Consider the following 14,176-nt stretch of genomic DNA (forward strand, 5'->3'; position numbering starts at 1 on the left):
ATTTTGGATTTTAGATTTTAGATTTTTGATTAAAAGTATTGACCAAAAGGCTGTTCTAGAAATTTCAAACAATTACATTCCTATCCAAAATTGGTATTAGTTGTAGGGAAGTAAAGGAATAGGGAAATACTAACTTCCAGCTTCCTTGTCGATTTCTCTATTTATACCTCTTACCCAAACAGACAGTTAATTTTGATATTTTGTTTCTTATGAGTAATCTATCTCGGTCATCTTTAGCTTCTAACTCCCAATCCGCAACTTCTCCTTTGCGGTTACTTGTATTAAGTAATGGTCATGGGGAAGACATGATTGCAGTTCGGATTTTGCAAGAACTCCAACAACAACCAAACCCACCAGAGATATTTGCTTTGCCTCTGGTGGGTGAAGGACGTGCTTATGAACAGTTGGATATCCCCTTTATCGGTTCAGTCCTGAATATGCCTTCTGGCGGCTTTATTTATATGGATGGCCGCGAATTAGCGCGGGATGTACGCGGTGGTTTATTGCAACTTACCCTCAGCCAAATTAAAGCTATTCGCCGTTGGGTAAGTTCCCAAAAAAAATTAGGTAATAGAAGAGCGATTTTAGCAGTAGGAGATATTTTGCCGCTGTTGTTTGCAACATTTAGTGGCGCTAATTATGCTTTTGTCGGTACGGCAAAATCTGAATATTATGTGCGAGATGAAGCTGGATTATTACCACGAAAATCTAAAGACGCGGGTTGGGAAAACTTTTCTGGTTCAGTTTACCATCCTTGGGAACGTTGGTTAATGAGTCGTCGTCGTTGTAAAGCTGTGTTCCTGAGAGATGCGCTGACCACAGAAACATTAAAACAATGGCCAATTCCAGCTTTCTATTTGGGTAATCCGATGATGGATGGTCTAGAATCGAGGTTTTCACGCCAACAATTTTATAGTCAGAATATCCAACAGCAAGAGACAGTTCGACCTTTTGTAGTGACTCTTCTTCCTGGTTCTCGTCCGCCAGAAGCATACACTAACTGGGAAACAATTATGATTGCTGTATCTGCATTGATGACAAGTTTTCAACAGCGAGATTCAATCTTTTATAGTTCTAACAAAGTAGTGTTTTTAGGTGCGATCGCTCCTGGTTTAGACTCTAATATTTTATCCCAAAGTGTGCAATCCCAAGGCTGGCGCGCTGAATCAGCATCTCCTATCAAACTAAGCGATCCAAATGTCTTGACATTTAAACAAAGAAATGCTTATCTGCTATTAACACAACAAGCTTATAATGATTGCTTGCATTTGGGAGATTTAGCGATCGCAATGGCAGGTACAGCCACAGAACAGTTTATCGGTTTAGGCAAACCTGCGATCGCAATTCCCGGTAATGGCCCACAATACAACCTTGGCTTTGCTAAATCTCAAAGTCGTCTACTGGGATCGTCTTTGATTTTAATCGATCGACCAGCAGATGTAGCGAAGGTTGTACAATCCCTATTCAAAAACCCTGATAATTTGCAAATTATTGCAGAAAATGGTGGGCGACGCATGGGTAAACCGGGAGCAGCACTACGTATTGCTAATTGCTTGCGGGAAAAATTGGGATAATGGGCAGTGGGTATGGGGCATTGTGGCAGGTTATTCTCCTTATCCCCTTTGTCCCCTCATCTCCCTTGTCCCTAATTCCTCACGCCACCAACCCCGAACGTAAGGCCCTCACAGCAGCTTGGGTACGGTCATCAGCACATAGTTTATTTAGAATATTACGAACATGGGTTTTTACAGTACCAACTGTAATGTAAAGTTTCTCGGCAATTTGACCATTACTACACCCAGCTACAATCAACTCTAGGATTTCCAGTTCCCGTTGAGTCAGAGGGTATGTTTCCAAAACTTGCTCGTATTCTGTCGCCAGCGCTTCAATTTTTACAGTCTTCGGCTTGTCAGAACCTTGACTTTCTCCAGGAATACCTTGGCGCATCTTCCGCAATACCACGTTGGCAATTGCCGGATCGATCCAAGAGTTACCGCCGTGAGTTGCTTGAATTGCCTCAGTTAATTTACTGATGCTGGTTTCTTTCATATAATAAGAATCAGCGCCAGCTGCAAAAGCTGCAAGTACAGCATCCTCTGTATGATCCATTGTCAAGATGAGAATCTTTGTAGTAGATTGCCCATTTTCAGCCTGGGAGCGTTTGAATTTACGAGTGAGTTCGATGCCATCCATGTCAGGCAAGCCGATATCTACTACCGCTACATCTGGCTTTGCCGTTTCTAAAAGTTTTAACCCTTGAGTAGCATTTGCCGCTTCCCCAATTACTTTCAATGCACTATGAGACTGTAATGCTGCTCGTAGCCCCATTCGCGTTAAGTCATGATCTTCAATTAAAATAATACTAATTTCATTCATTGCTACACTCACTCTTGCGCTGTTTGCATCTTTCAAAATATTGCCTTTTGTAACTATTATCTATTATTTTCCCAAACTCAAGATAGATGATATTTCAACCTGTCTGCATCCACCGATAGAAATAACAAGTAGCCAAAATTTTTACATTTAGATAGAGGACAAATCTAGCTGGAGATATATAGATACTTACACAAAAAGTATGAAATATTGAAACGAATGCCAAATTGCTGTTCCTTGCTGATAATTCAGCTTTGAATTGTCATGTTGCATCCGTTAATTACTATTATTTTGGAGCAAACTTTAAAAAAAGCTTACGAAAATGAAAAAATTACACCGTGTGAAAGTTGCTTTACGAGAAAGTAAAAGATGGTTGGGAACAATTTTTAATCAAACCTTTGGATTCATCCGATTGATAGAGCCAATAGAGATCCTCATAGAAGGAAGGGAATCAGCCAGCGTTAAAATTTTCTGAAATCATAAACAACAAAGTAATTCGTAGTCCTTTTTAACGAACTTATCCGTCTGACTTTTCACAGGATATAATACAAGCCGCTCTGTGCGAACCTCTCCCCTTTTAGGTTTTGAATTTTTGCCTAACTTTTGTCGGGAACCTTTCTTCGGAATTAAACTTTGGTAATTTTGCGAACATCTATAAGTTCAATATACCTGGATAAATACTAACACAGATGTGGCGATCGCTAAGAAAATTGTCGAAATTTCAGGAGGTAGGATTACTTCAGATTCACAAATAGGTATAGATAGTACTTTTTTATTTATTTAGTCTAACTAACCTGATAGTAAAACTGTTCAAGCTTATGGTACATGATAATGGGATGCAACTCTCACCAATGACTGACGACGGTGGCTTCCTCACTCATCTACAATTGTTTTAAGCTTGGTAAAGTATTTTATTTTACTTTATATCAGTGGTGTCTGGTTGTTAATTACTAATTTTTTGCAGGACATTGGTCATTTGTTAGGAGTTTAGTTACCATCTGGGAAATTAACCAGATTGAATATCCAACAGACTCAATTCAACGCAAGGAAAGACTCGAAACGAGCGACATACTACTAACGGAGGATAACGAAGTTAATGTGATGAATATCAAGCAGGTATTAAAGTGGATCCTATGCAAAATACCTTAATCAATCAAATTACAGGTTTTAGATGAAGGGAAATTTTATATTCTTTAGTTGGATAATCTAAAAAGATAAAAGATAAATATTATACATCAACCTATGTTTGGCGGCGAAAGTTAAAACCGATGGAAGAGACGCTGAAAATTTTGGTTGTAGACGATGACGAAGTAGACCGGATAGCAATCTGTTCTGCCCTGACTAAAGCAGGTGTTCAGATAGAACTGTCTGAAGTAGGCAATGGTAATGAAGCATTCTCTGTCTTAAGCATTACTACTTACGATTGTGTTTTCCTCGACTATCGTTTACCAGATCGGGACGCACTAACCTTGATTCAACAGCTACGTTCTTCAGAAATTAAAGTTCCTTTAGTAGTTTTAACTGGTCAAGGAGATGAACAAATTACTCTCGAATTATTGAAAGCTGGTGCTACAGACTATCTCTCTAAGTCTAGAATATCCCCAGAAAGTTTGTCGCAAGTTTTACGGAGTGCGATTCGGATTTATCAAGCACAAATGCAGGTCGATTTGGCAAACCAGCACCTTAGAGAAACTCATGAACAACTCATTTGTAAGAACCAAGAATTGGAGAGACAACAGCAACAGATTCAAATGCAAAACTTCAAGTTATTGGAGGCATCACGTCTAAAATCACTTTTTTTGGCAACTATTTCCCACGAACTTAGAACGCCGATGAATGCGATTATTGGTTTTTCACAAATACTCTTGCGTCCTAAATTCGGTCAACTAACGCACCAGCAAGCAGATATGGTTGAGCGCATTTTGAATAATGGGAAGCATTTACTGATGCTACTCAATGAAGTTCTCGACTTTTCCAAGCTGGAGGGAGGAGGATTAGATTTAAAGGCAGAAAGATTTGATATATCAAAGGTAATCAATCTCGTTGTCAGTGAAATGCGTTCCCTAGCTGATGCTAAAAATCTTTCATTGTTAGTACAAACCGATTTGCAAAATCCTTTGATATTTAACGATCCAGTTCGTGTCAAACAGATTTTGATTAACTTGCTTTCCAACGCCATTAAATTCACAGAGTCTGGTGAAATCTGGGTTGAGGTTAAGGAACTACCTGGAAACCGAGTAGTAATTATCGTTCAAGATACAGGTATAGGCATAGCTCCCAGAGATTTTAAACATATTTTTGAAGCATTTCGGCAAGTAGATCAAACTATCACTCGCAAATATCCAGGTACAGGTCTGGGTTTGGCAATTATAGATTCGCTAGTGCGAATGATGGGCGGTAAAATATTTCTTGAGAGTAAATTGGGGGTGGGTTCAATGTTTAAAATTGAATTGCCACGTCAAATTACATTACCGACTGTAGCCGCAAATGCTCCAGCTTCACAGTTAGATAACGATGATTTTTTTTCTCCTGCGCCAAATCCTCATCAGTCATCTTCTCAAGCCAGAAAAGCACCAATAGAATATCCTAAATTTAAAAATTACTTCCAGAAAAACTGATACAAATTTATAAATCATGTCTGTAGTTGAAAATAATAAAATTTATCGGATATTAGCAGTTGACGACACTCAAGATAATCTGATTTTGGTTCAAGCCATTTTAGAAAGTGAGGGGTATGAAATTGATTTGGCTTCAGATGGAATAAAAGCTTTACGGAAAATTGAGCAATCTCCACCCGATCTGATTCTGTTAGATGTAATGATGCCGGGGATAGATGGCTATGAAGTCACACGTCGGATTCGGAATAACCCTGCAATTTCTTATATTCCAATTCTATTAATTACTGCCTTTCATCAATCCAGCGTTGTCGAAGGTTTGGATGCTGGAGCTGACGATTTTATTCGTAAACCATTTGATACTGATGAACTACTAGCAAGGGTGCGATCGCTATTACGTCTCAAGCACAGTCTGGACGAACAACAAAAAATGGCCCGCCAACGGGAAGATTTTGTTTCCCGTCTGACTCATGATTTACGAACTCCCCTAGTAGCCGCCGATCGCATGTTGAATTTGTTTGAAATGGAAACATTCTGCAAAATTTCGCCGGAAATGAAACAAGCGATCGCAGTCATGATTCGCAGTAACCAAAATCTGATGGAAATGGTCAACACCCTATTAGAAGTGTATCGCTTCGAGGCGGGTAAAAAAACCTTGAATTGGGAGGAATGCGATTTATGTGAAATATCTCAAGAAGTAGTCAGCGAACTAAGTCCTCTAACTAATGAAAAAGGCTTGACTCTGGAAATTGATACCCATCAATTAGATCCACTGAGTCCAAACGCTGCTATTATCATGGGCGATCGTTTGGAATTACGGCGAGTGTTAAACAACCTGATTGCAAATGCCATCAAATTTACAGATACAGGAGGCATAACAATCCGCATTTATGAAACATCATCTAATCCAGGAGATCCAGATTCGGTAATACTTGAGGTAGAAGATACAGGATATGGAATTGCGCCAGAAGATCGGGCAACAATTTTCGAGCGATTTCGCCAAGGCAGAAATAAACGTTCGGGTAGTGGCTTAGGACTACATCTATCCCATCGCATTATAGAAGGGCACGCAGGAACTATCAAGGTCGCTTCTGAAGTAGGGAGAGGTAGTTTATTTACTGTGCAACTACCTAAAAATACTTAAGTTATTCTCCTTCACCACCGATTATTTTGCGGATATCTCCCAAGAAATTACATTTATAACAGAAGGCAGGAGGCAGGAGGCAGAAGGCAGAAGGTAAAACTATTGCTATTTCTAGCATTCACGCTTGTCATTATGTCCTAACCTAACCTATGTGACTACCGCTATAATTTTGGATGTATTTTGATGCACCCAGCAAAAATAAAATTAGCTTAAATTATTTAGTTTAAATTATATAGATTAATTACAGCAGCATTTGAAGGTTAATCCAATCAAAATATTGCCAGATAACTTGCCTCTTCCAATATTTGTATACTCCCAACGGTAGATGTATTGCGCGACTAAAATAACTAAATCTACTTTTGTATCATTCTATAGATAGTAGAAATAACTATTTTACAAAGTTATTATTCAACCTATTAATGCCTGAAAAACGTGTATGCACCCTGGAATCATAACCCAGGGTCTTTTTTATAAAAACCTAGATAATCATCGTTTTTTCATCATTGACTACTGTCCATGTCCACCCTATTAAGAGTTGAGGGTGGACATGGACAGCAGTTAAAAAGGATTATAAAGTAAACTAAAATACAGACCGTTTTCTTGTAATGTTCTCTCATTTGAGTTAACAGATACCAAAGGAATACCCCAGTCAAGACGAACGGTGAAGCGATCGCCCTGTGCCCAACGCAACCCCAGACCAACAGCAGCTAAAGTATTATGGTCGGGATTATCTTTACCAGAACTGTTCCAGCCAACACCAAAATCCACAAAGGGGATAACCTGTAAGATGCTATTTATCTGAGGTAAGCGCAGAATCGGTACTTGAACTTCCGCAGAAACAAAAGTACCATTATCCGTCAGCAGATAATCTTGACGGTAGCCGCGAATGCTATCCTGCCCACCTAAGCCAAATTGCTCTATAGGCAAAAGTGTTGTAGATGCAAGTTGCGTATTTAAACGTAATAATAGTAAGGTTTCAGGAGCTAAAAGGCGGGCCCACTGTGCTTGCCCTTGCCAAGCAAAAAAACGGCTATCAGGAGCATCTTGATTAACCGTGGCATTCAACACATCTATGCCCAAACTGAATTGAGAGCGTAGGGCGATGACTTCCCGGCTGTTACGACTCGTCCATTCTTGAAAAACTCGCAACGCAGATACCCTAGTGCGTCCCTCATTATCAGCGCCAGGTGAAAGTAAAGAGGGGGGAGCTGGTGGGTTCTCTCTCTGTAGTATCCACGAGATATCACTTTCGCGTCGGGAAGCTGTTAACCCCAGAGCGAATTCTTGTGTAGGAGTTTGGATTATTGGCTGGCGGAATGTCAGTTCGTAGTAGCGAGAAGCCGATTCGATATCTAGGAAGTCGAAAGGAGGCTCAATGACATTACTTGACGTAGTGCCATAGTTAAAGGTAAGCGTTCCGTTGCGGGGATTGAGAGGCAACGTGTAGCTAGCATCAAAGGAATTGCTACCATCGGTATTAGTGTAGCCTACACTCAGACCATCTCCCAATCCGAGTAAGTTGGCTTCATTCAATCTTAACCCGCGTCGGAAACTGCCAACACTGGGCGATCGCCCATTATCAAGAACTATTTGACCGCTAAAGGTTTTTGCCTCACTGATTTTAACTTCTAAAAGACTCGTACCCGTTTGCGATCCTGCTGAGAGTTCAGCAGTCACGTTTTTAATCAAAGGATTAAGTTGCAAAAGTTGCAGGGCTTCTAATAAACGCTGGCGATTCAGAGGTGGTGATGTCGCGATTGCTAGTCGGCTACGGACATAATTCGGATTCAGCCGCCGAGTCCCAGTTACCTGAATATCTTCTAATTTACCTTCGACCACCTGAATTTTAAGAACACCAGATTGGATTGTTTGAGGTGGAATATAAGCACCAGAAGTAATGTAACCATTTTTGACATATAGCTCGGTGATTTTAGAACGTGCTTGATACACTTGGGTCAGTGAGATCGGTCGTTTGGTAAATTCAGCAGTGGCTTTGGCTAATTCTTGGGCACTGAAAACTGTGCTACCAACGACTTCAAAGCGTTCAACAACAATAGTTTGAGGAAAGTTGCCAGGGAGTGGTGTATCAGGTGTAGGAGTTGGGGCAGAGGGTGGAAGTAGTTCTGCTGGTGGGGGGAGTGGCTGTGGCACTTCCGGTGAGGGAAGTGGTGAAGGTGTTGTGGGTGGTTGGATATCCTGTGGTGGTGGAATTTGTTGTGATAGGATGAAATCACCACTTGGTAATTGTGTAGTATCAACAGCCTGAGCTTGCAGTGGACTTAAAAATGTACTGCTAAGTAATAGAAACATACTCAGCGGTAAGCAGGACACTATAAGATTCTGAGGGTATTTATCAATCATCGCACTGGACTATTTTTGTCAGTAACTATGGGATTATACGGGGACTGCTTCAGATGTGAATCTTACTTCATCTTTTGTCGTTAAAGTTGATGTCTTGAGCAAATCGCAATTTAAAAGCTAAATCATCTGGTGATTGCAGACTTAAAAGTATTAATGAGATATCTGGTGAAATTAAATTAATTATGCGTTGCCCAAAATCCTTGGTAAGCAAAATTTATGTAGTCAAAGGCTTTCCGTACCACTACGTGGAAGCAAACTATGCGTAGTATCTCCGTGCTTTTTTTACAGTTTAAATCTGATACCAAATTTCTGATGAGAGTGTGCTGCAATCAGTAGACGTCTTGCAAAAGTAACTTTTGCCTTGAAGTTGGGGAAAGGTGAAAGGTTAAAGGGTAAGGGAAAATTCCATCCTTTCCCCTTTACCCCCAAGAGTGCAAAAGTGCTTTTTGCAAGAGCTCTACTCCATACCACTTTCCTTAAACATTCCCATCAATTTACGTTTACGAGCGTGAGTTTGCATCAAGTTTTCCCGATAGCTTAACCAGTCAGCTTTCTTCCCAGATTTCAGGTAGGCATTACGCGCCTTTTTCAACCATTCAACCGCGTAATAATAGTATTCGGCTTTACCTGCATCCATAATTTTTTCGGCACGGCGACGAGCATTAGCAATTACCCAACCAGGATTATGAGGAATAGCAGCATCCATGACTCGGTGAATTAACTCTGAACGATCGGAACTTAGTTCGCTAGCGATCGCAATTGCATCATCAATTAGCCCTTCATACAAGAATATATCCACCTTGGCTGATTCTGTTCCCCAACCATTATAAGTACGGACAATTCTCAGCAGGTCTGTTTTGACACTTTCCCAGTTTTCCCCAGCCAATTCTGCCATCTTTTGGTAATCCACAAAGCAGGGCTTCATTTGAAAAGCCGCCTTGATTGCTGATAAAGCAGCTTCACTATTACCTAATTTAATAGCTAAATCACTTGTCCAAATTGCCAATTCATACTGACAATTACCCGGTAAATTTAATCCACTCTCGGCTATATCTAGTGCTTGCTGTAATGCTCCCTGAACGCTGAGTGTTTTGGCTAGGGCAAAGGCTTCTTCCATTGAGTTCATCTGGGTTTGAGCAGCATCAATTGCTTCTTCCACCCTGCCTAAACGCCCCAACATTGTCAGATATTGCTGGGTTTGCCCTTCCGCTTCTGCTAAATACAGGTATTCTTGATAACGTTCTTGACGTTCGAGAATTTTCAGGCGAATTAATGCCAAATCATCAGCATAATCTGGTACGTCTTCTTCCCATGCTCCCCTTTCAGTAATGTTACCTTGGAGAACTTGTACCAGTGGCGGATAATCCCAACCTTGGCGTAAAGCCTCCATAACTAGACCAAAATCAGCATTCCACTCATCTTGCCAAGCTTCCAAATTTATTTGAATATCAACTTTTTCTTCTGGAGTAAGTTCGGCGATTAGAATTGCTTCACACCAAGCATTATTTAATTCGCCGACAACTTCATCATTTTCAGCGCCGTATTCGGCAACATCATCCCAATTTTCCGCACAGGTAGAGGTAATCGCCTCCAAAATAGCGATCGCATTTTCACCTTCTCCCCGTTCGCTAAAATCTACCGCAGTTTGCACTACACTCAGCAAATCTTCGCCAATCGGGTCCTCTTCGTATCCTTCCTCAAAGTAGCGCACGGTATCCTTGAGAATCTGCCGCACTTGCCGCCGAAAGGGAGCCGGATCGAGAGTATTGCGGCGCACGAATTTTATGGTTGTTTGATTGTCAGCAGGATTCGTCATCCAACTTACATGACGGTCAATCGCCTCAATTAGGAGGGGGTATTCCGCTACCAACTCTTGCAGTAGCCTTTGAGTTTCGATATAATTCAGGCGATTTAGTAGTTCTTCCAGGGTGGGGCGCTGCTCAATATTTTCTGAGTTACGCGCACAAACGAGCATCGTGGCTACAATGTGTTTGCACCAACCTTCATAGTTGTAGGCACAGGTGCATTTTACTGAGGTTAACCCACTGCTATCGAAATTCAGGCTGACATGATAAGGTCTAGCTTCAGTGCCTACAACATCTGCCTGAAGCAGATGACCGCGTTGGATAACGGCATTAACAGCACCAGCGTTATAATATGCCTCGCCTCGCTGGAAAGATTTGGCGTTGGCATGACGGCGGATAGTAAATTCACTAATTTGGGGAATAGACATCGAGCGATCGCCTGCGTAAATCTTCTGGATCAATCCTAAATCCAGCTTAGTGTTACGCTAACGCGCTGTAAAGAAAAAGGTGTGGCGATTCTGAATGAGACTGCAATTTCTATTCATTAACTAGCTCAGAACTGGAAATAAGTTTCATTGTCCTGCAAATACTCACTTAATTTATTGTCGCTTTTCTGGGAAAACCAACCCATATAATGAAAATATCCATATTTTCGCCAGAAGTGAGTGAATCATAATTTGAGTTAGCAATACCCAAACCTGAAATCAGTGAACAGTCAACAGTAAACAGTCAGGGTAATGTAAGGTAAGGGATTTAGAGTTCAGCGATAAAACTGATAACTGATAACTGTTAAAAGGGTTGCGCTGATTGTCGGTCAAGTTGAGAATAAATAGGCGAAGCAGACGGGGAAACTAACGTGAGTCAAGGATATGATTACGATTTAGTAATTATCGGCGCTGGTGTAGGCGGACATGGCGCAGCCTTACACGCCGTAAGTTGTGGTTTGAAAACAGCAATTATTGAAGCTGCTGATATGGGAGGAACCTGTATTAATCGGGGCTGTATTCCTTCTAAAGCGCTGCTGGCAGCATCTGGACGTGTGCGGGAGTTACGCAATGCCCACCACCTCAAGTCACTGGGAATTCAAATTGGTAGCGTGGAATTCGATCGCCAAGCGATCGCCAATCATGCTACCAATCTTGTCTCGAAACTTCAAGGCGACTTAACCAACAGTCTCAAGCGTCTAGGGGTCGATATCATCAGAGGTTGGGGAAAAATCGCTGGCGCGCAAAAAATCTCTATTACTGGAGACGGCGGTGAAAAAACCATTACAGCCAAAGACATTATCCTTTCGCCAGGTTCAATTCCTTTTGTGCCTCCAGGGATTGAAGTAGACGGTAAAACTGTCTTTACCAGCGACCAAGGTGTGAAATTGGAATCGCTACCAGAGTGGGTAGCAATTATTGGTAGTGGTTACATCGGCTTAGAATTTTCTGATATTTACTCAGCTTTGGGTTGTGAAATCACTTTGATTGAAGCCCTAGATCAGTTAATGCCAGGATTTGACCGCGATATTGCCAAACTTGCCGAACGGGTGCTAATTACTCCCCGCGATATTGAAACGAAAGTCGGGATATACGCCAAAAAAGTCATTCCCGGTTCACCTGTGGTAATTGAGTTAGCAGATTTCAAAACCAAGGAAGATGTAGATGTCATCGAGGTAGATGCTTGTTTGGTGGCTACGGGACGCATCCCAGCGACCAAAAATCTTGGTTTAGAGTCTGTGGGTGTGGAACTCGATCGGCGGAATTTTATTCCAGTAGACGATCGCATGGCAGTACTATCAGCAGGTGAAGTCGTACCGCATTTGTGGGCAATTGGCGATGCTAATGGGAAGATGATGTTAGCACATGCGGCTTCTGCTCAAGGCATCATCGCCGTAGAAAATATAGTTGGGAGGGAAAGAATAGTAGACTATCGCAGCATCCCCGCAGCAGCGTTTACCCACCCAGAGGTCAGCTATGTAGGCTTAACTGAAACAGCAGCTAAGGAGTTAGGACAAGCTGAAGGGTTTGAAATTGCCACCAGTAGGAGTTACTTCAAAGGAAATTCCAAAGCGTTGGCAGAAAATGAAGCTGACGGTATTGCCAAGGTGATATATCGCAAAGACACCGGAGAAGTCTTGGGCGTCCACATTTTCGGACTGCACGCCTCAGACTTAATTCATGAAGCCTCAGCTGCGATCGCCAACCGTCAATCTGTGCAAAGTCTCGCACATCTAGTTCACGCCCACCCGACACTCTCAGAAGTCCTGGACGAAGCTTATAAACGAGCCATTTAGTCATTTGTCCTCTGTCATTTGTCCTTTGTCAATAAACAAGGACAAATGACCAATGACAAATGACCAATGACTAATGACAAATGACCAATGACTAATGACTAGTGACTAATTATGCAAATCCGTCGCCGTTCACCTAACCCAGCTATTTCCGTGTCCATGTTACGTTATCAGGCTGCCGTACCTGATGCAGCGCCAAACAATATTTTGGAAGAAATTGTCTGGCATAAAGAAGTAGAAGTTGACCAAATGCGTGAAAGGCTGCCTTTACGGGAATTGCAACATCAAGCACTCTCTGCGCCACCAACCCGTGATTTTGTTGCTGCTTTGCGTCAAGGTAAGACAAAGCCAGCATTGATTGCCGAAGTGAAAAAAGCTTCACCTAGTAAAGGCGTTTTACGAGCAGATTTTGACCCAGTAGCGATCGCCCTGTCTTATCAGCAAGGAGGTGCTAGTTGTCTTTCTGTGCTGACAGATGTCAAGTTCTTTCAAGGTAGTTTTGACAATTTAGCCAAAGTCCGGGCTGCCGTAGATTTGCCCCTACTGTGTAAAGAGTTTGTCATCTATCCTTACCAGATGTACTTAGCGCGGGTTCAGGGTGCAGATGCGATTTTGTTGATTGCAGCTATCCTGAGCGATCGAGATTTGCAATACTTCCTCAAAATTGCTAATAACCTGAAAATGGCAGTTTTGATTGAAGTCCATAGTTTGGCAGAACTTGACCGGGTGTTAGCCTTAGATGGAGTCTCCTTAATAGGTATCAATAATCGCAATTTGGAAGATTTCTCTGTCGATCTGCAAACTACTTGCCAACTTTTGGCTGCAAGAGGTAGACAATTGCAAGAGAAAAATATCCTTGTTGTCAGCGAGTCAGGACTACACAACCCAGAAGATTTGAGTTTAGTGCTGACAGCAGGTGCATCTGCTGTACTCATTGGAGAATCTTTGGTAAAACAACCAGATCCCGGCGCTGCGATCGCTCGTATATTACCGAGGAATTTTTAAAATAAACACCCACCTGCCCTAAAAGGCGCAGGGCAACTGCACATAATAGTTAAGCAATTGGGCATACTATGCGTATACACGCAGCACTTTGCTATCAAATATCATCAATATCTTTGCCAAATCTTCATTGCTAATCAAACCAAAGCCATAAGCAACTAGTTATTTATTATGTAACAATTTATTAACAAGAAATAAACTGTAACTCATACAAAATCCCAAATATGAAATCAAAAGTTAACTTCATGGAGCAAATTCCTCTACCTTCGCCTATTCACTACGAACTTATACTTCAACTCTTAGAAAGACAAACTATGTTAGCAGTCAATGATAACCCAGATTTACGGCATCAGGTGAATCAGCTAATTATTACTCTCCGTAAAGCTGCTGTACAGCAAAAGCGACTAGAAGAAATTTGCGAGTTTTCCTCTGTAACTATCGATCACCGTTGGTCAATCAACCATCATAACGATAGCAAAGTTGTTGCCCCCGATTGAAAAAGATTGTCATCTTTATAAGATTTTAGTTCAGAGAAAGTTCATCTTGATTTAGACAAAACTGTAGATCGGTTAAAATAAAAAATTGATGAGATTCTCTC

Annotated in this window: 9 protein-coding genes; 6 read left to right on the plus strand and 3 right to left on the minus strand. The window is 41.5% G+C overall.

What is annotated here, in order from left to right:
- Positions 1-209 precede the first annotated feature (209 nt).
- Positions 210-1,574: a lipid-A-disaccharide synthase-related protein gene (locus tag RMZ42_RS14785; RefSeq protein ID WP_322672102.1), complete on the plus strand. Its 1,365-nt coding sequence runs from the start codon at positions 210-212 to the stop codon at positions 1,572-1,574.
- 79 nt (positions 1,575-1,653) lie between these two features.
- Here RMZ42_RS14785 and RMZ42_RS14790 read toward each other — a convergent pair whose 3' ends face one another.
- Positions 1,654-2,376 carry a response regulator transcription factor gene (locus tag RMZ42_RS14790; RefSeq protein ID WP_104908003.1) on the minus strand — a complete coding sequence of 241 codons (723 nt, stop codon included), beginning with the start codon at positions 2,374-2,376 and terminating at the stop codon, positions 1,654-1,656.
- Between the two features lie 1,265 nt (positions 2,377-3,641).
- On the opposite strand from RMZ42_RS14790, the gene RMZ42_RS14795 reads away from it, so the two are divergent.
- Positions 3,642-4,991 (plus strand): ATP-binding protein, encoded by a 1,350-nt coding sequence (locus RMZ42_RS14795; protein ID WP_322672103.1) that lies wholly within the window; start codon positions 3,642-3,644, stop codon positions 4,989-4,991.
- A 16-nt stretch (positions 4,992-5,007) separates the two neighbouring features.
- A complete protein-coding gene (locus RMZ42_RS14800; RefSeq protein ID WP_322672104.1) occupies positions 5,008-6,132 on the plus strand; it encodes a hybrid sensor histidine kinase/response regulator in 1,125 nt (374 codons plus the stop codon).
- Between the two features lie 558 nt (positions 6,133-6,690).
- Here RMZ42_RS14800 and RMZ42_RS14805 read toward each other — a convergent pair.
- Both RMZ42_RS14805 and RMZ42_RS14810 read right to left on the minus strand, forming a co-directional pair.
- Positions 6,691-8,442: a ShlB/FhaC/HecB family hemolysin secretion/activation protein gene (locus RMZ42_RS14805; protein ID WP_416211814.1), complete on the minus strand. Its 1,752-nt coding sequence runs from the start codon at positions 8,440-8,442 to the stop codon at positions 6,691-6,693.
- 508 nt (positions 8,443-8,950) lie between these two features.
- Positions 8,951-10,726: an SWIM zinc finger family protein gene (locus tag RMZ42_RS14810; RefSeq protein ID WP_322672182.1), complete on the minus strand. Its 1,776-nt coding sequence runs from the start codon at positions 10,724-10,726 to the stop codon at positions 8,951-8,953.
- 428 nt (positions 10,727-11,154) lie between these two features.
- Between RMZ42_RS14810 and lpdA the strand changes: the two genes are divergently transcribed.
- The 3 genes from lpdA (at position 11,155) to RMZ42_RS14825 (ending at position 14,075) form a co-directional block, all read left to right on the plus strand.
- Entirely contained in the window at positions 11,155-12,579 is a 1,425-nt protein-coding gene (gene lpdA / locus RMZ42_RS14815; RefSeq protein WP_322672106.1) for a dihydrolipoyl dehydrogenase, read from the plus strand.
- 111 nt (positions 12,580-12,690) lie between these two features.
- Complete coding sequence (gene trpC / locus RMZ42_RS14820) at positions 12,691-13,581, plus strand: indole-3-glycerol phosphate synthase TrpC (protein WP_322672107.1); 891 nt, start codon at positions 12,691-12,693, stop codon at positions 13,579-13,581.
- 242 nt (positions 13,582-13,823) lie between these two features.
- The gene (locus RMZ42_RS14825) at positions 13,824-14,075 is read left to right on the plus strand and encodes a DUF5340 domain-containing protein (RefSeq protein ID WP_069072137.1); all 252 of its coding nucleotides are present in this window, start codon (positions 13,824-13,826) and stop codon (positions 14,073-14,075) included.
- Positions 14,076-14,176: the final 101 nt, after the last annotated feature.

The sequence above is a fragment of the Nostoc sp. DedQUE05 genome (genome assembly GCF_034530955.1).
Classification (GTDB): domain Bacteria; phylum Cyanobacteriota; class Cyanobacteriia; order Cyanobacteriales; family Nostocaceae; genus Nostoc.

Bases quoted from the DNA above. Each gene is read 5' to 3' on its own strand.
- RMZ42_RS14805 (WP_416211814.1), bottom strand. From the start codon at position 8,442: ATGTTTCTATTACTTAGCAGTACATTTTTAAGTCCACTGCAAGCTCAG.
- trpC (WP_322672107.1), top strand. From the start codon at position 12,691: ATGCAAATCCGTCGCCGTTCACCTAACCCAGCTATTTCCGTGTCCATG.
- RMZ42_RS14800 (WP_322672104.1), top strand. From the start codon at position 5,008: ATGTCTGTAGTTGAAAATAATAAAATTTATCGGATATTAGCAGTTGAC.
- RMZ42_RS14825 (WP_069072137.1), top strand. From the start codon at position 13,824: ATGGAGCAAATTCCTCTACCTTCGCCTATTCACTACGAACTTATACTT.
- RMZ42_RS14785 (WP_322672102.1), top strand. From the start codon at position 210: ATGAGTAATCTATCTCGGTCATCTTTAGCTTCTAACTCCCAATCCGCA.
- RMZ42_RS14810 (WP_322672182.1), bottom strand. From the start codon at position 10,726: ATGTCTATTCCCCAAATTAGTGAATTTACTATCCGCCGTCATGCCAAC.
- RMZ42_RS14790 (WP_104908003.1), bottom strand. From the start codon at position 2,376: ATGAATGAAATTAGTATTATTTTAATTGAAGATCATGACTTAACGCGA.
- RMZ42_RS14795 (WP_322672103.1), top strand. From the start codon at position 3,642: ATGGAAGAGACGCTGAAAATTTTGGTTGTAGACGATGACGAAGTAGAC.